Annotated in this window: 19 protein-coding genes and 1 riboswitch; of the genes, 8 read left to right on the forward strand and 11 right to left on the reverse strand. The window is 63.5% G+C overall.

The window, feature by feature from the left end; genetic code table 11:
* Positions 1-57 precede the first annotated feature (57 nt).
* Positions 58-1,188, forward strand: a complete 1,131-nt coding sequence (locus tag CS1BSM3_RS07785) for a zinc-binding metallopeptidase family protein (protein WP_072386428.1) — start codon at positions 58-60, stop codon at positions 1,186-1,188.
* Here CS1BSM3_RS07785 and CS1BSM3_RS07790 read toward each other — a convergent pair.
* Positions 1,185-1,988 (reverse strand): DUF72 domain-containing protein, encoded by an 804-nt coding sequence (locus CS1BSM3_RS07790; protein WP_072386429.1) that lies wholly within the window; start codon positions 1,986-1,988, stop codon positions 1,185-1,187. The two genes, CS1BSM3_RS07785 and CS1BSM3_RS07790, sit on opposite strands and share 4 nt — an antisense overlap.
* Positions 1,989-2,021: 33 nt before the next feature.
* Positions 2,022-2,366, reverse strand: a complete 345-nt coding sequence (locus tag CS1BSM3_RS07795; protein WP_072386430.1) for a hypothetical protein — start codon at positions 2,364-2,366, stop codon at positions 2,022-2,024.
* Between the two features lie 119 nt (positions 2,367-2,485).
* Between CS1BSM3_RS07795 and CS1BSM3_RS07800 the strand changes: the two genes are divergently transcribed.
* On the forward strand, positions 2,486-2,761 hold the full coding sequence (locus tag CS1BSM3_RS07800; protein ID WP_072386431.1) for a DUF2277 domain-containing protein: 276 nt from the start codon (positions 2,486-2,488) through the stop codon (positions 2,759-2,761).
* A 19-nt stretch (positions 2,762-2,780) separates the two neighbouring features.
* Here the strand turns inward: CS1BSM3_RS07800 and CS1BSM3_RS07805 are convergent, their stop codons facing one another.
* Together CS1BSM3_RS07805 and CS1BSM3_RS07810 are read right to left on the reverse strand one after the other, a co-directional pair.
* Positions 2,781-3,131, reverse strand: coding sequence for an ArsC family reductase (locus CS1BSM3_RS07805; RefSeq protein WP_072386432.1), 351 nt, complete (start codon positions 3,129-3,131; stop codon positions 2,781-2,783).
* 55 nt (positions 3,132-3,186) lie between these two features.
* Positions 3,187-4,077, reverse strand: coding sequence for a DUF4253 domain-containing protein (locus CS1BSM3_RS07810; protein WP_210188749.1), 891 nt, complete (start codon positions 4,075-4,077; stop codon positions 3,187-3,189).
* A 149-nt stretch (positions 4,078-4,226) separates the two neighbouring features.
* Between CS1BSM3_RS07810 and CS1BSM3_RS07815 the strand changes: the two genes are divergently transcribed.
* Both CS1BSM3_RS07815 and CS1BSM3_RS07820 read left to right on the forward strand, forming a co-directional pair.
* The gene (locus CS1BSM3_RS07815) at positions 4,227-4,622 is read left to right on the forward strand and encodes an ankyrin repeat domain-containing protein (RefSeq protein WP_072386434.1); all 396 of its coding nucleotides are present in this window, start codon (positions 4,227-4,229) and stop codon (positions 4,620-4,622) included.
* 6 nt (positions 4,623-4,628) lie between these two features.
* Complete coding sequence (locus tag CS1BSM3_RS07820; RefSeq protein ID WP_072386435.1) at positions 4,629-4,853, forward strand: toxin-antitoxin system YwqK family antitoxin; 225 nt, start codon at positions 4,629-4,631, stop codon at positions 4,851-4,853.
* A gap of 32 nt (positions 4,854-4,885) precedes the next feature.
* Here CS1BSM3_RS07820 and CS1BSM3_RS07825 read toward each other — a convergent pair whose 3' ends face one another.
* Positions 4,886-5,308, reverse strand: coding sequence for a hypothetical protein (locus tag CS1BSM3_RS07825; protein ID WP_072386436.1), 423 nt, complete (start codon positions 5,306-5,308; stop codon positions 4,886-4,888).
* Positions 5,309-5,954: 646 nt separating this feature from the next.
* Here CS1BSM3_RS07825 and CS1BSM3_RS07830 point away from each other — a divergent pair.
* The gene (locus CS1BSM3_RS07830; RefSeq protein WP_072386437.1) at positions 5,955-7,208 is read left to right on the forward strand and encodes a hypothetical protein; all 1,254 of its coding nucleotides are present in this window, start codon (positions 5,955-5,957) and stop codon (positions 7,206-7,208) included.
* Positions 7,209-7,576: 368 nt separating this feature from the next.
* On the forward strand, positions 7,577-7,765 hold the full coding sequence (locus tag CS1BSM3_RS07835) for a hypothetical protein (protein WP_072386438.1): 189 nt from the start codon (positions 7,577-7,579) through the stop codon (positions 7,763-7,765).
* Positions 7,766-7,888: 123 nt separating this feature from the next.
* Here CS1BSM3_RS07835 and CS1BSM3_RS07840 read toward each other — a convergent pair whose 3' ends face one another.
* From CS1BSM3_RS07840 to CS1BSM3_RS07855, 4 genes are all read right to left on the reverse strand, one after another.
* Positions 7,889-8,101, reverse strand: coding sequence for a DUF2283 domain-containing protein (locus CS1BSM3_RS07840; RefSeq protein WP_072386439.1), 213 nt, complete (start codon positions 8,099-8,101; stop codon positions 7,889-7,891).
* On the reverse strand, positions 8,092-8,223 hold the full coding sequence (locus tag CS1BSM3_RS28780) for a hypothetical protein (protein WP_280174732.1): 132 nt from the start codon (positions 8,221-8,223) through the stop codon (positions 8,092-8,094). The genes CS1BSM3_RS07840 and CS1BSM3_RS28780 overlap by 10 nt, the downstream gene beginning before the upstream one ends.
* Positions 8,224-8,341: 118 nt before the next feature.
* A complete protein-coding gene (thiC, locus tag CS1BSM3_RS07850; protein WP_083528421.1) occupies positions 8,342-10,294 on the reverse strand; it encodes a phosphomethylpyrimidine synthase ThiC in 1,953 nt (650 codons plus the stop codon).
* Positions 10,291-10,713, reverse strand: coding sequence for a hypothetical protein (locus CS1BSM3_RS07855; protein ID WP_072386440.1), 423 nt, complete (start codon positions 10,711-10,713; stop codon positions 10,291-10,293). The genes thiC and CS1BSM3_RS07855 overlap by 4 nt, the downstream gene beginning before the upstream one ends.
* Positions 10,703-10,843, reverse strand: a riboswitch (TPP riboswitch). Its footprint overlaps the gene before it by 11 nt.
* Positions 10,844-11,033: 190 nt before the next feature.
* On the opposite strand from CS1BSM3_RS07855, the gene CS1BSM3_RS07860 reads away from it, so the two are divergent.
* Positions 11,034-13,016 carry a protein meaA gene (locus CS1BSM3_RS07860; protein ID WP_072386441.1) on the forward strand — a complete coding sequence of 661 codons (1,983 nt, stop codon included), beginning with the start codon at positions 11,034-11,036 and terminating at the stop codon, positions 13,014-13,016.
* Positions 13,017-13,393: 377 nt separating this feature from the next.
* On the opposite strand, the gene CS1BSM3_RS07865 is transcribed toward CS1BSM3_RS07860, so the two are convergent.
* Both CS1BSM3_RS07865 and CS1BSM3_RS07870 read right to left on the reverse strand, forming a co-directional pair.
* A complete protein-coding gene (locus tag CS1BSM3_RS07865; protein ID WP_143149105.1) occupies positions 13,394-13,921 on the reverse strand; it encodes a hypothetical protein in 528 nt (175 codons plus the stop codon).
* 63 nt (positions 13,922-13,984) lie between these two features.
* Positions 13,985-16,486: an ATP-binding protein gene (locus CS1BSM3_RS07870; RefSeq protein ID WP_174263648.1), complete on the reverse strand. Its 2,502-nt coding sequence runs from the start codon at positions 16,484-16,486 to the stop codon at positions 13,985-13,987.
* A 762-nt stretch (positions 16,487-17,248) separates the two neighbouring features.
* Between CS1BSM3_RS07870 and CS1BSM3_RS07875 the strand changes: the two genes are divergently transcribed.
* Positions 17,249-17,656 carry a flagellar biosynthetic protein FliO gene (locus tag CS1BSM3_RS07875; RefSeq protein WP_072386444.1) on the forward strand — a complete coding sequence of 136 codons (408 nt, stop codon included), beginning with the start codon at positions 17,249-17,251 and terminating at the stop codon, positions 17,654-17,656.
* The last annotated feature ends 75 nt before the right edge of the window (positions 17,657-17,731 follow it).

The following is a 17,731-nucleotide window of genomic DNA, read 5'->3' on the forward strand; positions in this document are numbered from 1 at the left end:
GTTGGGCGGGCATGTGACTTGGACCGTGCCCGGCCGGAAACGAAGCGGCGTCGTACCATGAAGAACTATGCCTGCTCGAAGTGCGGCAACAAGGTCTACTTCGAGAACGTCCAGTGCGTGAAATGCAGCGCCGAGCTCGGCTTCGATCCCGATCGCCTTGCCGTGATCGCGCTCGAGCCCCTCCCCGGGCCGGCCGGCAGCTATCGCGCCATCGGACATGAGGGATCTGCTCTGCGCTACTGCGCCAATGCCGCCCACGCCGCCTGCAACTGGCTCACGCCCGTCGACACGGGCGACGGCTTCTGCCGCGCCTGCGATCTCAACCGCACGATCCCGGACCTGTCGGTGAACGGCAACCTCACGGCCTGGCAGGAGCTCGAGCGTGCCAAGAAGCGCCTCGTGTACGACCTCCTCCGCTTCGGCCTACCTCTCGACACCACTCCGTCCGGCGGCGAGCGCCTCGCCTTCGATTTTCTCGTCGACGCGACGACCGGCCATCTCGACGGCGTCATCACCATCAACGTGCTCGAAGCCGACGCCGTCGAGCGCGAGCGCCAGCGCCAGCAGTTCGGCGAGCCCTATCGCTCACTGCTCGGCCATCTCCGCCATGAGAGCGGGCACTTCTACTGGAATGTGCTGATCGCCGCGACCGACCAGCAGGACTCCTTCCGCGCGATCTTCGGCGACGAGCGCGAGGACTACGGCGCTGCGCTTGCGCGCCATCATGCCGAAGGCCCACCGCCCGACTGGTCCGAGCGCCACGTGTCCGCCTATGCGAGCGCGCACCCGTGGGAGGACTGGGCCGAGACCTGGGCGCACTACCTGCACATTGTCTCGTCGATCGACACCGCCCAGGCCGAAGGCATGGAGCCGCGCGCCTCGGGCCTCATCTTCGGCGCGGCTTGGCCGTTCCGCGCCTATGATGTCTACCGCGAGGAAACGTTCGGCGCGCTCATGGAGCGGTGGATCCCCCTCACCATCGCGCTCAACAACATGAGCCGCGGCATGGGCCACAATGATTTCTATCCGTTCGTCATTCCCACCGCAGCCTACGACAAGCTCGCCTTCGTGCACCGCGCGATCCGCGACTACGCCACGGCATCCTCGCCCGCGATGACCGTCGCCGGCGATGAAGGCGGACCGCATCTCGCGCCGATCTCGCCGCCCGCCAATACCGCTCCGGCCTAACTCACGCGCTCGATCAGCGCCATGGCGGCCGCAGGATTGTGGACCTTGTGCCCGCTGATGACATAGAGAAAGACATCGCGCGGCTTGCCGTCGGCCTTCTGCTTCGTCACTGCATCGAGCCCTGCCGGCAGCTTGCCCGCTGCCCACTCTTTCGCGCACGCGGCCCAGGTGTCGAGCGCCTTCTTGGAATAGCCGAGCTTCTCCTTTTCCTCCGTGCCCATGATGCGCGCATAGACGAAGGGCGCGGTGACGTCCGCGATCTGAGGGAACTCGCTGTCGCCCGCCATCACGATCGCCACGCCGTGCTCGCGCGCCATGTCGACGAACTCGGGCACGCGGAAGCTCTCATGACGCACTTCCACGGCGTGGCGGATCTTGTGCCCCTCGACGCTCTTCGGCAGCAGCTTCAGGAAGCCCTCGAAGTCCACCGGATCGAACTTCTTCGTCGGCATGAACTGCCAGCTTATGGGCCCGAGCTTATCCTTCAGTTCGAGAACGCCGCTGCTCATGAAGCGCTCGATGGACTCTCCGGCTTCCGCGAGCACGCGCCGGTTGGTCGTGAAGCGCGAGCCCTTCAGCGCAAAGATGAAACCGTCCGGCGTCTCGTCGTACCAGCGCGCAAAGCTCTCAGGCTTCTGCGAGCCATAGTACGTGCCGTTGATCTCGATGGAGGTGAGCTTGCTCGCGGCATATTCGAGCTCGCGCTTCTGCGGCAGCTTGTCGGGATAGAAGGTCCCGCGCCACGGCTCGAAGGTCCATCCGCCGATACCGATGTGGATCGTGCCCTGAGATTTCGACAAGAGATCTTCCTTCCGTCATTGGGGACACGCGTCTCAGGCCCCGAACATGCCCTTCGATGACGTGATCTCCAGCACTTGCACGCTCTCCGGCAGCTCGAGAAGGTACTCCTTGTCGCGCTCCAGATGATGAATGCGCTTGGGGTCCGGCCCTGCGAAACGCGACATCGCCTCGATGCTCTCCCAGTAGGAAATGGTGACGAACTCGGTATCCCATGCGCGATCCTCGCGCAATTGCAGCACAGCGAGTGCCTTCTCTTCAAGCGGGCGGATGCCGTGCTCGTAAAGGTACTGCGCATACTCGTCGGCCTTGGCGCGGACGGTGCGGCCACGCCAGATCCTGGCGATGGCCGGCTTGGAACTCGTGCTTTCGGTGGCCATTGAATTGCTCCCGACAGCTTTGGAATTCAACGCGCGAGCCGGGCGGAACGTTCGCCCTGGCGCATCGGCCTCGACGCTGCCGCAGCCCGCGCTTAATCTTAGCCCAAAGGAGGTCGCTCATGTGCCGTAATATTCGAACGCTCTTCAACTTCGATCCGCCCGCGACGAACGATGAAATCCGCGCGGCGTCCCTGCAGTTCGTCCGCAAGCTCAGCGGCTTCAATGCGCCATCACAGGCCAATGCGCACGCCTTCGACCGCGCCATCGAGGAAGTGACCGCCGCAGCGACACGCCTGCTCGCCTCGCTGGAGACGAACGTCCCGCCGAAGGACCGCGAGGTCGAGGCACAGAAAGCCCGCGAGCGCTCCAAGGCGCGGTTCAGCCGGATTGTCTGAGCTGCTGCCCCGCGCGGCCTCACTTACCGAATGCTTCTTCCCACTCCGACGGCTTGAACCCGATGAGGAGCCCATCCGCGTGCTCGACGATCGGACGCTTGATCATGGACGGCTGCTCGAGCATCAGCGGGATGGCCTTGGCCTGATCGAGACCCGACTTCGCCGCATCGGGCAGCTTCTTGAAGGTCGTGCCGGCGCGATTGAGCACGCTCTCCCATCCGAACGCCTTGCACCAGGCTTTCAGCTTCGCCGCCGTGATGCCGGACTTCTTGTAGTCGTGGAACGCGTACGCAATGCCGTGCCCATCGAGCCACGCCCGCGCCTTCTTGACCGTGTCGCAATTGGGAATGCCGTAGAGTGTGATTGCCATTGCCGGAATTCTCGTTGCCTCTGCAGTAGCTCGTGCGACAGTAGCAGAGCTGAGTTCAATCCCACCAGAAATACCACCAATGGTCCGACATGAGTGCGGCTGCAAGCGCGCTGAAAGTCCCCACACCTTGATCCACAATGTCACCGCAGTAGGCGTGTTGCTCGCGCGCAAGCGCCAACGCTTCGTCGCGGGTTCTTGGTGCGCTTTTGGCCCTCAGATTCAGGGTGTCGAAGTTCATGCCAACCAACTCGACACCGTAACGATCCCGCCACGAACGTAGCGCCGCGACGTGATATTCCGATGGTGGGCAGGAGTTCCACCCGCCCCAGCGCAGGTGCGCCGGGATTGTCGTCCAGTCGTCCGTCGGGATGAGAACGATGTGCGCCGCCTCCACAGGTGCGCCCGTTCTGAAATCCATGACGACAGACAGTCCAGGCGCCGATGGCGCATCCGCGGGCCACGAACCGACTTCTGGCCCGACATCCAGCTCCTTGACCACTTCCTCGAATGATTTCCCACCAAGCAGCTTGGCATCGAACCCCTGCCTCAGAGTTTCGAGCGCCCTCGCTTTTTCCGCGTTCCGATGCGCCGCCAAGCTCTCTGGGTGCCTCAAGCCGTCAGCAATGCTCAGGACTTCTGCGACGTTTCGCTTCTCCAGCCATTGTTCGCTGAATGGCTCGGTCAATCTGGCAAGCGCCTCGTCATCACCGATGACAATAGGAACACCGCGACCGGCAGACTTCAGTCCCTCCCATTCCTTGAGCACCATGTTTCCCGGTGTTTTGATGACCTCGAAGGGAAAGGCCGCGAGAGCCTTCGCTCGCATCTCTTCCAACCTCCGCTTCATCTCGTCGGCCTTTGGATTGGACGGCATTGCTCCCCTCACATTTACAAAATTCATGAAGCCACTGGCTGAAAGAGCATAAAGGAAGTCGCGTCTTCGCACGGTTGGCCTCCGAACGCCCAACTAACTCTATCCCTTTGCCTCCCATGTTCAGCCCGGATTCCGCCCGCTTGCAAGCACCCGAATACAGCTGACGGCCGCGCGGAGAGCCGCTAGGGTCGCTCTCGAGCATCCGCAAGAAGAGGCCCGACATGGAACGACCGCCGCCCCTCGCTGCTGAGCTGGTCAACGAGTTCGTCCTCAAGGCGCACAGCGATCTGAACCGGGTCAAGGAGCTGCTCGCCAGGGAGCCGAAGCTCGTCAATGCGTGCTGGGACTGGGGCGGCGGCGACTTCGAGACCGCGCTCGGCGCCGCGGCTCACACCGGCCGCCGCGAGATCGCCGAGCTCCTGCTCGACAATGGCGCCCGCATGGACATTTTCGCTGCGGCCATGCTCGGCCACCTCGATGTCGTGAAGGCCGCGATCACAGCGGACCCGCGCGCCGCGAAGGCGCCTGGTCCGCACGGCATTCCCCTCCTCACCCACGCCAAGATGGGTGGCGAGAAGGCCACGCCGGTTCTCGAATACCTGCAATCTCTCGGATAGCTCTGCATGGCGAAATCAACCCGCAAGCGCGACACGCACTACCACAAGGACGGCAGCGTGCGCGCCAAGGGCTGGCTGCGCGACGGCCAGCTCGACGGCTACTGGGAGTGGTTCCGCAAGGACGGGACGAAAATGCGCTCAGGCCATTTCGACATGGGCGCGCAGGTCGGTGAATGGACGACCTATAACGCTGAGGGCGAAGTGCACAAGGTCACGCAGATCAAGGGCTGAGCCGACGACCGCGAGAGCCCGCTCGGCCTCGCCTACCCGCGCTGAAGTCTGGCTGCTGTCTGGAACTCGATGAGGCGGCCGAGCCCCGCGAGCATGCTGCCGAGCGCGAACAGCACGATCACGATGATTTCCATGTAGCCCTCGACCTTTTCCTTCTCCATCACGACATCCGCGATATCGCCGTCCGACGTCTTGTAATGCGCCACGACCTTGTCGCGCTGCGCCTCTGCCGCGCTCACCTGCTCGGCCGGCGCATTCATCACCTTCAGCAGCGCGAGCTGGTTCTCGTAGGCCGTGCGCAACTGGATCTGCGCCGACTGCTGCATGTTGAACGCGATGAGCCGCATCTCGATCTCGCGCTTCAGCGGATCGAGATAGAAGAGCTGCGCGGCCGTCGAGGCGAGCAGCAGAAAGATCCCGATCAGCTCGCCGATCTGATGAATGCGCAGGCGCATGTTCCCCGTCCCCCTGAACCAGCGTGTCTAGCTCCACCACACACGTCGGATTTCAGCAAGATCACCCCGCGCGAGCCTTGCGGCGCATCGTCGGCACCATGGCCGCGCATCCCGCGCGCACCGCGCCGGCTTCGGATGCGGATCATCCTAGCTTGCGCCGCGCTACCCGAACGCACCGCGGCGGCCTCGCCGTGTTCCCCCCGCGCCGGAGGCATGTCTTCGACAAGACGGGGAGGGGTCAGGGGGTGGAGGGAATCCCGACGCGCCCGGCGCGCGCGCCGGGCTGTTGAATGAAGTGAGGGGAGCAAGGCGCGGACGCCAGGCTCTTAATGCCGGCAGAGAGGACGACATCCGCGCCCTACGCCGCAGAATGGGAACCGGGCACGGCGACCGGCGAGCCGATCCGGCCATCTTCGTTCTTTCCCGGGCGCACCATCGTGGCGTCACCCCATCCTGCGGCCTCGTCCGACACCGCGAGCGCGCGTCGACAGCGCCCCCTCGTGGGATGAGTGGGAGGGAGTGTGCAGTGGAAGTGGAGGGTGGGGATAAGTTTGGGGGTGGGCGGCGCGAGCGAATGAGGCAGATTTCAGTATAGTGACCGCTCCTTGTTTTGTCTGCAGTGCATCCTTTCAGCCGAAACAGACTCATGGTCGAACGGGCCATTCTCACTCAAAGAATTGTTGACGAGGCCGAGGCGCCCATCGCGGGGGAGCGCTGGATCTCAGACACGCGCCAAAAAGGGTTTGGCCTCCGCATCTGGCGAGCCAAGAATGGCGAAACGAGGAAGTCCTACTGCATAAGGGCTGTTGACCAGCAAGGACGGGCAGTTCGCCTGACCATGGACTATATGCCTGCTTGGGCGGAACTCTATCGTCGGCGTTCATGGCGATATCGGGAGGGGCAACTGAACGATCCGACGCTCGGCGAGCTTATCGAGTATGCTCGCAGGTGGGCGCATGACGAGCTCGCTAAACTGCGTGGAACGGCAACATTGGAAGATGAAGAGGCCGCTCAGCGTGAGATTGGAAAACGGCGCGCAGCAGGCCTAACTTTTCGACAGACAGCCGACATCATATTGCGTGGGATGGCCAGCAATGGACTGTCTGAAGCCTATACGGATAGACTCGAAAAGCTCTTCTCGAACCACGTTCCTGCAACCGTCGCAGCGAAGCTAACACGCGAGGTTTCCAGGGAAGACATCGCAGGCATACTCAACTCAAGCCGGCTCGCGCCTGGAAACTTGCGCATCCTGCGTCCCTTTATCCGGCAGGTGCTCGACGTGCCCTGGCGCTTTCGCGCCGAAACGGAAGTCGCACCGCACCAAATCGATGAGATCGTAAACCCGATTGATGATCGTCCGCGGTCAGTCCTACACACGTGGAGCCAAGGCCAGTACGAGGCTCTATTCCAGCTTTTGGAATCTGAACTCGATAAGTGGCAGCAGGCGCGCTGCCTGCGCATCTATTTCCTCTCCCTTCATTGCCCCTTGTCCCAATTGATGCGCGCTCGCTGGGATGAACTTTGGGTCACCAAGCACGGCGGTCGATCAGGACTGAGGTGGGTATACTCTGAGCGCCCCCGCGGATGGGACAGCTTCCGATCGAAGGGCGAGCAGATCTTTCGAGAATGTCTACTGCGCGGGCGAGAGGAATTCGGCGAGAACGAGTTCTGCTTTCCTACTCACTTTGGCAGGAACGTTGGCCATATCCGCTCAATCGAGCACATCTGGCGGGAGACGCTGTCCTCTAGCAATCTTTCCTACGTATCTCCACGCGCGTTTCGGAAAGCGTACCGAGATGCACATCCGTGGCATGGATGGATGCATGAGTTTGCGGCGGATTTGTCCGTATTTGGTAACGGCATCCTCCAAGCTACTCACAGCGCACTTGATAAGAAATAATAAATTGGGGCAGACCCCGCCCTTGCCTTGATTTTCATTCGTACCGCCCGGCGTCGAGCCGCGCTATCTCGTCAACAGTCGATCTTGGCACAAATGTCCAACATCGTGGGCGTGAGACTAACAACCCACTGAAACTACATATAGAGCAACGGATCCTGCTGATTTTCATTCGTATCGCCCGCGCTTGCGCCAAGCTAGGAGCTGGAGCACAGCCGATCACGGCAAGATTGTCCGTGTTTGTGTACCGGCCCAAACGTAAGTCACTGATTCTGCGGGATTATGGAATCCCTTTGTTACTTTTCGTTCGTTGAAGCGCCCGATGAGAAGTCTCATTGGAGAGCAAGCGCGGGCAGTAGAGGAGGTCATACATGAAGCATCTTTCGAGAGCAGAGATTTCAGTCATCAAGGCCCGAATCCAGCGAGGAGACAGATACTCGGAGATAGCCGCGGACTACCGTATCAATCAGGGGCGCATATCCGACCTGAAATTCGATCGCATCCGCAAATATATAGACATCCCACCTGCCGACATCAGCGATGGGGTCGAGATGCGCTAGTACTTATGAAAATGGCCGGCATATCGCCGGCCATCTCGCCCCTACCCCAACACCTTATTACTGGCCTTCACCGCCTCGACGGATCTCCCGGCCTCGACCGGCAGATGCCCCGGCGTCGCCACCTCAACCCACCTTCGGCAGCTCGAAGCTGAACTCTTTCAGCACGCTCGGATCATCGGTCCGCTTGGACGCATCCAATATCTCGATGCCCACGATCCGACCCTCGGCGTCGTAGTCCACGACGATACCGTCAGCCACTTCCTCGCTCTCCTTGACCGGGCGATCGGTCAGATTGAGGTAGATCGCATCGGCTCCGTGATCGACTCTCACGCGCATGGGCATTTCCTGTCGAAGTAGGCCGTGATCACGTAGTGCGGATCGTCGTCGGCGGTCACGACGCGCAGCATGATGCGCCGGCCGGCCAGACATTTCAAATAGGACAGTCGGCGCCCCTTCATCCGTGGTATCGGGGTGAAGGATTGTCTCCTCCACCCACGCTTTCTCGATACCGCGACGCTCGATCTGAAATTCGGCGTGCTCATCGTAGCGGATCATGGGCACGCCCGCCAAATCGACCTACCCCAACGCCTTGTTGCTGGCCTTCACCGCTTCCACCGAGCTCCCCGCCTCACCCGGCAGGTGCCCCGGCGTTTTCACGGCGGCCGCCGCATCAGCCGCGACATAGACCTGATTGCCCATCTCGCGGAACTTGGCGGACATCTCGGCCATGCCCTTCTCGGCCTCGATGATGGCCGACGCGCCGGCATTGGTCTTCGCCGCGTAGTCGCGCACGTCCTGCGTGATCTTCATCGAGCAGAACTTCGGCCCGCACATGGAGCAGAAGTGCGCGACCTTGTGGGCGTCCTTGGGCAGCGTCTCGTCGTGCATCTTGCGCGCCGTGTCGGGATCGAGGCCGAGATTGAACTGATCCTCCCAGCGGAAGTCGAAGCGGGCACGTGAGAGCGCATCGTCGCGAAGCTGCGCCGCCGGATGCCCCTTGGCGAGGTCGGCCGCGTGCGCCGCGATCTTGTACGTGATGACGCCGTACTTCACGTCGTCGCGATCCGGCAGTCCGAGATGCTCCTTCGGCGTGACGTAGCAGAGCATCGCGCAGCCGAACCAGCCGATCATGGCCGCGCCGATGCCTGACGTGATGTGGTCGTAGCCCGGCGCGATGTCCGTCGTCAGCGGCCCGAGCGTGTAGAACGGCGCCTCGCCGCACTCCTTGAGCTGCTTGTCCATGTTGATCTTGATCTTATGCATGGGCACGTGGCCCGGGCCCTCGATCATGACCTGGCAGCCCTTCTTCCACGCGATCTGCGTCAGCTCGCCGAGCGTCTCCAGCTCTGCGAACTGCGCGCGGTCATTGGCGTCCGCGATCGAGCCCGGACGCAGTCCGTCGCCGAGCGAGAAGGACACATCATACTTCCGCATGATGTCGCAGATTTCCTCGAAGTGCTCGTAGAGGAAGCTCTCCTTGTGATGCGCGAGGCACCACTTCGCCATGATCGAGCCGCCGCGCGAGACAATGCCCGTCACGCGGTTCGCCGTGAGCGGCACATAGGCGAGGCGCACGCCGGCGTGGATGGTGAAATAGTCCACACCCTGCTCGCACTGCTCGATGAGCGTATCGCGATAGAGCTCCCACGTCAGCTTCACGGGATCGCCGCCGCACTTCTCGAGCGCCTGATAGATCGGCACGGTGCCGATCGGCACCGGCGAGTTGCGCAGGATCCACTCGCGCGTGTTGTGGATGTTGCGACCCGTCGAGAGGTCCATGACCGTGTCCGCACCCCAGCGGATCGACCACACCATCTTGTCCACTTCCTCCTCGACCGACGACGTCACGGCCGAGTTGCCGATGTTCGCGTTGATCTTCACGAGGAAGTTGCGGCCGATGATCATCGGCTCAAGCTCGGTGTGATTGATGTTGCAGGGGATGATGGCGCGGCCGCGGGCGATCTCGTCGCGCACGAACTCCGGCGTGATGTGCTCGGGAATGTCGGCGCCGAAGCTCTCGCCGTCCTTGATCGCGGCCTTGGCGCGCGCGAGCGCCTGCTTGCGCCCGAGGTTCTCGCGGTGCGCGACGTAGATCATCTCCTTGGTGATGATGCCCGCCTTCGCGAACTCGTACTGCGTCACCGGCGCATCGCCGACGCCACGGAACGGCAGCGCCTTGTTCGGGAAGTCGCGCGCGAGGTGCTTGCCCTTCACATTGCCGTTGTCCTCGGGCTTGATCTCGCGGCCCTCGTACTGCTCGACGCCGCCACGCTCGCGGATCCAGGCCTCGCGATGGCGCGGCAGACCCTTCTCGACGTCGATCTTGGCATTGAGGTCCGTGTAGGGACCCGAGCTATCGTATACGCGGAAGGGCGGCTCACCCGACTCCTTCGTCAGCGTGATCTCGCGGAAAGGAACGCGCACATCGGCAAGCCCCTCGGGCGAGTCGTAAACCTTGGCCGAGCCGGAAATGGAACCGGTCGTCACTTCCGGGACCATGAGGTCTTTCTTGCGCGTGATCTTGTTCATCGAGTTCTCCCTGAGTGGCCCGTTGCCTGTTGCGGGGCCAGATAGCCGAAGTAGGAAAGGACGCCGCCGAGCAGCAGCACGAAGAGGGCGTAGACGAGCACGAATGTCGGCGTGAGAAGCGGCATGACGAACTGCTGAAGCGCGCCGTGGGGCACGATCAGCCAGACGGCCGACTCGACGGCCGAGGCCCAGCCGAGGATCGTGATGATGAGGCGCCAGTCCCTCTCCCAGACGTTATGAGCGAGGATGACGGCGATGCCTCCGAGCAGGCCGAGAAGGCACAGGACGAAGATCAGCGTCGGGCTGTAGACGATGTCCTGAAAGACGGCGACGAAGCTCGAATAGCGCACGAGCAGGCTCAGGCCGAGGATCGCCAGGACCGGCCCGAATAGCTTTGCGAGATACGTGGATTTGTCCATTTCCCGTCCCTTCGCCGGCATGATCCGGATCAGGTTCAAAGGGTGCTCGCCCGGTGGCTCGAAGCAGCCTGTTGCTGCTTGAGGCCAGAGCGATCTCAGCCGGCTTCCACCGGCGCCCCTCGGCATGGGGTGCATATTGAGGTCCGCCCGCTGCGATTGCAAGGCAGTTCACCAAATTGCAGGGCAGCCGCCCGTCCGCGGGTTATTCGCAGCCGCGAAATCCGGCGAAGGTCTCTGTTGCAATGCAATATGACGCTCAGCTACTCTGCGCGCTGACAGATTGAACGCCGCGTCGACAGGGATCCACCCCAGGACGAACCATGAGCAAGCCCCCCAAAGCGATCGAGAAAGCCACCGAGCAGCCCTGGATCTTCCGCACATATTCGGGCCATTCGACCGCCGCCAAGTCGAACGCGCTCTACAAGACCAACCTCGCCAAGGGCCAGACCGGCCTTTCGATCGCCTTCGATCTGCCGACCCAGACGGGCTACGACAGCGACCATGTGCTCGCGCGCGGCGAGGTCGGCAAGGTCGGCGTGCCCATCTCGCATATCGGCGACATGCGCACGCTGCTCGACGGCATCCCGCTCGACCGCATGAATACGTCCATGACGATCAATGCGACCGCCGCGTGGGTGCTCGCGTTGTACATTGCCGTCGCCGACGAGCAGGGCGCACCGAGGACGAGCCTCACCGGCACCATCCAGAACGACATCATCAAGGAATATCTCTCGCGCGGCACGTACGTCTTCCCGCCCGAGCCCTCGCTGCGGCTCATCCGCGACACGATCACGTACACCTACAGGCAGGTCCCGCGCTGGAACCCGACGAACGTCTGCTCCTATCATCTGCAGGAAGCGGGTGCGACGCCGGTGCAGGAGCTGGCCTTCGCGCTCGCGACCGCCATCGCCGTGCTCGACACCGTGAAGAAATCCGGCGCCGTGCCGGACGAGGAATTCGGCACGGTCGTCGGGCGCATTTCCTTCTTCGTGAACGCGGGTCTCCGGTTCATCACCGAGATCTGCAAGATGCGCGCCTTCACCGAGCTCTGGGACGAGATCACGGCCGAGCGCTACGGCGTCAAGGACGTCAAGAACCGCCGCTTCCGCTATGGCGTGCAGGTGAACTCGCTCGGCCTCACCGAGCAGCAGCCGGAGAACAACGTCGCGCGCATCCTGCTCGAAATGCTGGCCGTGACGCTCTCCAAGAACGCGCGCGCCCGCGCTGTTCAGCTTCCGGCGTGGAACGAGGCCATGGGCCTGCCGCGCCCCTGGGACCAGCAGTGGTCGCTCAGAATGCAGCAGATCCTGGCCTATGAAACGGATCTGCTCGGATACGGCGACATCTTCGATGGCTCGACGGAAATTGCGCGCAAGGTCGCCGAGCTGAAGGGCGAAGCCCTCGCCGAGCTGCGGCGCATCGAGGAAATGGGCGGCGCCGTCGCGGCCATCGACTACATGAAGCGCCGCCTCGTCGAGTCCAATGCCGAGCGCGTCGCGCGCATCGAGTCCGGCGAGCAGGTCGTGGTCGGCGTGAACCGCTGGGGCGAGACCGAGCCCTCGCCGCTCTCGACGGGCACGGGCGCGATCCTCACGGTGGACGAGAGCGTCGAGGCCGACCAGATCGATCGGCTCGTCGCGTGGCGTGCTCAGCGCGACACCGCCGCCTGCGAGAACGCCCTCGCCGCGCTGGAGCAGGATGCGCGCGCCGGCACGAACATCATGGAAGCGTCGATCGCCTGCGCGAAGGCCGGCGTCACGACGGGCGAGTGGGGCGCGACGCTCCGGCGCGTGTTCGGCGAGTACCGCGCGCCGACCGGCGTCGGCAAAGTCTCCGCCGCCAACGGCACGGACGTCGAAGCCGTTCGTCGCCGCGTGGATGACGTATCGGACCGCCTCGGCCGCCGCATCAAGATCCTCATCGGCAAGCCGGGTCTCGACGGCCACTCCAACGGCGCCGAGCAGATTGCCGTGCGCGCGCGCGATTGCGGCATGGAGGTCGTCTACGAGGGCATTCGCCTGACGCCCGCGCAGATCGTGCGCGCGGCGATCGAGGAAAGCGCGCATGTCGTCGGCTTGTCGATCCTCTCGGGCAGCCACGTGCCGCTCGTGCGCGATGTTCTGGAGCGCATGAAGAGCGAGGGCGCGGGCGACATTCCCGTCGTCATCGGCGGCATCATTCCGCCGGAGGATGCGGAGCTTCTCAGGGGTCTCGGCGTCGCGGGTGTCTACACGCCCCGCAATTTCGAGCTCAACGCCATCATGAGCGACATCGTCGGGCTGGTGGAGCGCGGGGCGGATTAGGAAAAGTGCAGAACCAGCCTACAGTCCATCATCGGGCAATAGATCAGGATGGTCGCGCCTGACTGGTGTTCTCACGGCATCGTCTAATAGAAACTGCATCTCGCCTAAGCATCGTCTAACTTGCGCCGCCTGTTCCGCATCCGACATCGACAATGTCATTGATGTCGTTCGATTGAACCAATCGCCAAATTCGCGGTACGTGCGAGCCAGCTCCTCGGCTTCCTTTCGATCCATCGCAAGCTCCACCTGACACTTCGCTCTCAGCAGCGAGCTCTGCACCCCTTCCCCTTCTCCCCGTGCTTACGGGGAGAAGGCCGGGATGAGGGGCGGCCGCTTGCACCGACGCGGATACTGATGTCTCGTTGTCTCGTAGTGCGCTAGTTGGCTGAACGCTCGATTGCCTTCAACCGCTCGGTCGCCTCGTGTGCTGCAGCGTCCACGCCCCAAGCTGAATCGCTTGGATATCTCTCAGCCTCCGCTGCGCTAACGACACGTTCCGAGCGAGGCGCACCGACACCGATGCGATCGTCGGTATATTCAGCAATCCACGCCAGACCTGGCTGGCCAAGCGAGACGCCGCCGAATAGCGGTATAGGCCAGTCCGACCGCTGAAAGCCCTGCAGCGTGCCGATTGTAGGCCAAGCCCCTTCGACGATGCGGCGCACCCCCGTGCGCACGACGGAAATCGCTGCATTCGGAGATAACACGGGCACGTCGCCGAGACGCGGAACGCGGCGCAGCCTCGGCGGAAAGAAATAGACAAGTATGGCAGCTCCGAGCGAGCGGGACTTCTCTGCTCTTGCCACCAGCCCAACCACATACCCAACGCCATCGATGGCAGGAACTGCGACGAGCAGACCTTCGGTCACTGTCTTCTTAGGTTGCCGTACGCTTGCTTTTGCCATGCTGAATTCTACCAGCAGTCGACAAGCTCGCCTTATTTACCTCCAACCTTCCCTAACCGCCCCCTACCTCTCCAACTCCTCCTTCACCTTGGCGGCGAGTTGCGGGAGCGTGAAGGGCTTGGCGAGGAAGGCGAAGCTCTCGCCCGGATTGAGATTGCGCTTGAAAGCATCGTCGGGATAACCCGACATGAAAATGATCTTGATATCGGGCCGCTGCTTCCGAAGCTCGTTGAGCATCGTCGGCCCATCCATCTCCGGCATGACGACGTCGCTCACGATGAGATCGATCTGCCCGCCGACCTCCTCGAACTTCTCCAAGCCCTCGGCACCGGACGTCGCCTCGATCACGTCATAGCCCTGGCGCTTCAGCGCGCGGATCGCGAAGCTGCGCACGGAATCCTCGTCCTCGACGAGCAGCACGCGGCCACTGCCCGTGAGATCGCGCGCCTTTTCCTTCTTCGCCGGGCGCTGCTCGGCAGCCTTGTCCGCTGCCGTCTGCACGTAGCGCGGCAGGTAAATGCGGAAGGTCGTGCCCTGCCCCGGCGCGCTCTCGGGGAAGATGAAACCGCCCGTCTGCTTGACGATGCCGTACACCGTCGAGAGCCCGAGGCCCGTGCCCTTGCCCACTTCCTTGGTCGAGAAGAAAGGCTCGAAGATCTTGGCCATGATCTCCGGCGTCATGCCGTGGCCGGTGTCCGTCACCGCCAGCTCGACATACTCGCCCGGCACCATGCCCTGCTGGCGCATGTTCCGCGCCTCGCCTTCGGTGACATTGCGCGTCGAGATGATGAGCCGCCCGCCGTTCGGCATGGCATCCTTGGCGTTCACCGCGAGATTGAGCAGCACCTGATCGAGCTGCGTACGATCGGCCTTGATGAGCCAGAGATCGCGCCCGTGACGGGTCTCGAGTTGCACCGTCTCGCCAATGAGCTTGCGCAGCAGCGCCGTGCTCGTATCGCTGATGACGTCGCCGAGCTCCAGCACTTCGGGCATCAGCGTCTGGCGGCGCGAGAAGGCAAGCAGCTGCCGCACCATGCCCGCGGCACGGTTGGCATTCTGCTTGATGTTCATGATGTCCTTGTAGGCGGCGTCCGTCGGCCGGTGCGTCTGCAGCAGCAGGTCCGAGAAGCCGATGATCGCCGTCAGCACGTTGTTGAAGTCGTGCGCGATGCCGCCCGCGAGCTTGCCGACGGCCTCCATCTTCGTGCTCTGGGCGTACTTGATCTCGAGCGCCTTCTGCTCCGTCGCATCGATGACGTAGATCACCGCCGCCGCCTCGCCGTCACCGGAGGGAACCGGGCTGAAGAACAGGCGCCGCGTGAACTCGCCCTCGGCCCCGAGCGTCACTTCGACGGGCTCGCCGGCCGCCCGCCCCTTGAGCACATTCTCGGCGGCACGCTTCAGGCTAGCGCGGGCGTCGCTGTCGGCGATCCGCGCCACGATATCGGCGGTCGTCGCGATGCTCCCCGTATCGCGGTCGCGGAAGAGCTGACCGAAAGTCGCATTGGCATTCAGCACGCGGCCATCACCGGCGATCGTCGCCATGCCGAACGGCGCCGCATTGAGGAAGCGTGCGAGCTCGCCGTTCTTCCTCAGCGGTCCGCTGTCGGCGCTCGCGCGCGTGCGCCGGTGCAGCACGAGAATCTGGACCGCCGCATTGAGCGCCGGGTTGGCGGGCGGCACCGCGATGATCTCGACGGGGATGAACACACCCGCACCGCGCGAGAGCTCGGTCTCGACGCGCGTCCACTGTCCTTCCGTCACGGCGAGCGCCGTGCGAATCGCAGCCTCCGCCCCCTGGGCGAAGAGATCGTCGAGCCGCACGTCGTGCGCCGGATCCGCAGGCGCCTCGCGACCGAGCCAGACGGCAAGCGTTCCATTGATCTCCGTGACCCGGCCATCGGGCGCCAGCTCCAGCACGCCGAGCGGCAGCCCGTCGTAGTAGGCGAGCCGCGTCTCGAAACTGCGGAGCGTCTCGGCGACCCGCGCGTGCTCCTGCGTGATGTCGGCAACCTGCCACAGCGTCCGCGGCTGGCTCTCGCCGCCGCCGAGCGCCGCCGGGATCGGCCGCACCGTGACGCGCAGCCAGCGCGAGGTGCGCGAGCGCCCGTCCTGGCCGCGGATGCGGAACTCCTCCTGCCGGGCTTCGCCGCGCTCGACCGCGCGCAGCAGCCGGAAAAGGCACTGGCCAGCCTCGGGCTCGCCCGCGAAGGCATCCTCGATGGCACGCGGCTCCCCCGAGGGGTGCTCCCCGACAATTCTGCGGAAGGCGCGATTGGCCTTGAGCGTCCGCCCGGCCGCGTCCGTGACGAGAAATCCGAGGTCGAGCCCCTCCGTGGCGCGCTCGCTCAGATCGGCGCGCTCGTCCTCGACATTGAGTCGGATCAGCCCCGCCGCCGTGCCGAACAGGAAGAAAACGCCGATCACGGCCAGCAGCGACAGGAAGCCGAGCACGATCGGGCCCGTCGCCCGGGACGACCACATGGCCGCGATTCCGAGCACCAGCGCCGCCGCGAGCGTCAAAGTTGCCGCAATAATGACACCGCCACGGGAAGGCGTGCCCATCGTAAACTCGCTGCGTTTCTCATGGAGGCCCGTCATCGCGCGCCACCGTAGCTGATTCGCCGAAATTGCGGCGCGGGACACTCGTGTGATGACCGGGAAATTCGCCAGTTCTGGCGGCATGGTGCCGAGCGAATTTCCCGATCTGAATCACACGAGCAAGGCTATGTTTCTAGTGTCCCTTATGATTCCGAAGTTCGCTCGGGACACCAGCATCGAGGTGGGGCGAACTTCGGATAGGGACACTAGCCGAAGGCCGTGCAGCAATGCCGGTATCCCCCTGAAAGAAAACATAGCGCAGCGATGCGCCTTTCACACACCCAGAAGTGGCCGAACGCGGTTAAAATGCTCTGAAGTGCTGCAACTCGTGTGATGATCGAGAAATTCGCCAGATCTCGCGGCTTGCCACCGAGCGAATTTCTCGATCTGAATCACACGAGCAAGACTATGATTCTAGTGTCCCTTTTGATTCCGAAGTTCGCTCGGGCCGCCAGCATCGAGGTGAGGCGAACTTCGGAATCGGGACACTAGCCACATCCCGCCAAGGCCCGTGGAGGCGCGACGTTTCGCATATGAGACAAGCCGTGCGGACAACGTTACCGCATGGCCATCGTTTGCACGCGTCGTATGCCGCCCGATGCTGTCCACAATCGCTGCTCGTGCCGGAACATCCGGCTGTGGACTGGCGCCGGTTCGCTGATACAGATGGCGGGCGTTGTCGAAGTTCGTTCGTCAAGGGAGCGCGGCTGGGGCCGCGGCAGGGGAATGGCGAATTTCATCTGGTATGTGCTGCTCAGCACATCCATGGCGGTGATTGCCGTCGGCGCCGTCTGGTTCGTGCGCGGATACCTGAATGGCACGCCGCCGCGAATCTCCTTCTTCGGGCCGAAGGCGGAGCCGCGCCTTGCCGTGGTCGATCATGCCAATGTCGACGGCCGGCGCCGCCTGGTGCTCGTGCGCCGCGACAATATCGAGCATCTGATCATGACGGGCGGCCCCGTGGATGTGGTGATCGAGACGGGCATCCCGGCGCGGCCGGTTGCAGCCCATGTCGAGGAGCTGGAAGCCCCGTCGTCGGTGGCGCAGCCGGTCCTGCCGGCCCAGCCCGTCTTTTCGCGCGCGCCGCGCACACTCGGGACTGCAGCCGCCGGCAAGGAAGGCGCTGCCGGCTGAACACGGAGCCCTGAGACCACGCGCGCCGCGCGTGAAGCGTCGAACTTTTTACAAGGAGGCGTCGCAGAGCCGGCG

The organism is Hyphomicrobium sp. CS1BSMeth3 (assembly GCF_900117415.1).
Taxonomy (GTDB): Bacteria; Pseudomonadota; Alphaproteobacteria; order Rhizobiales; family Hyphomicrobiaceae.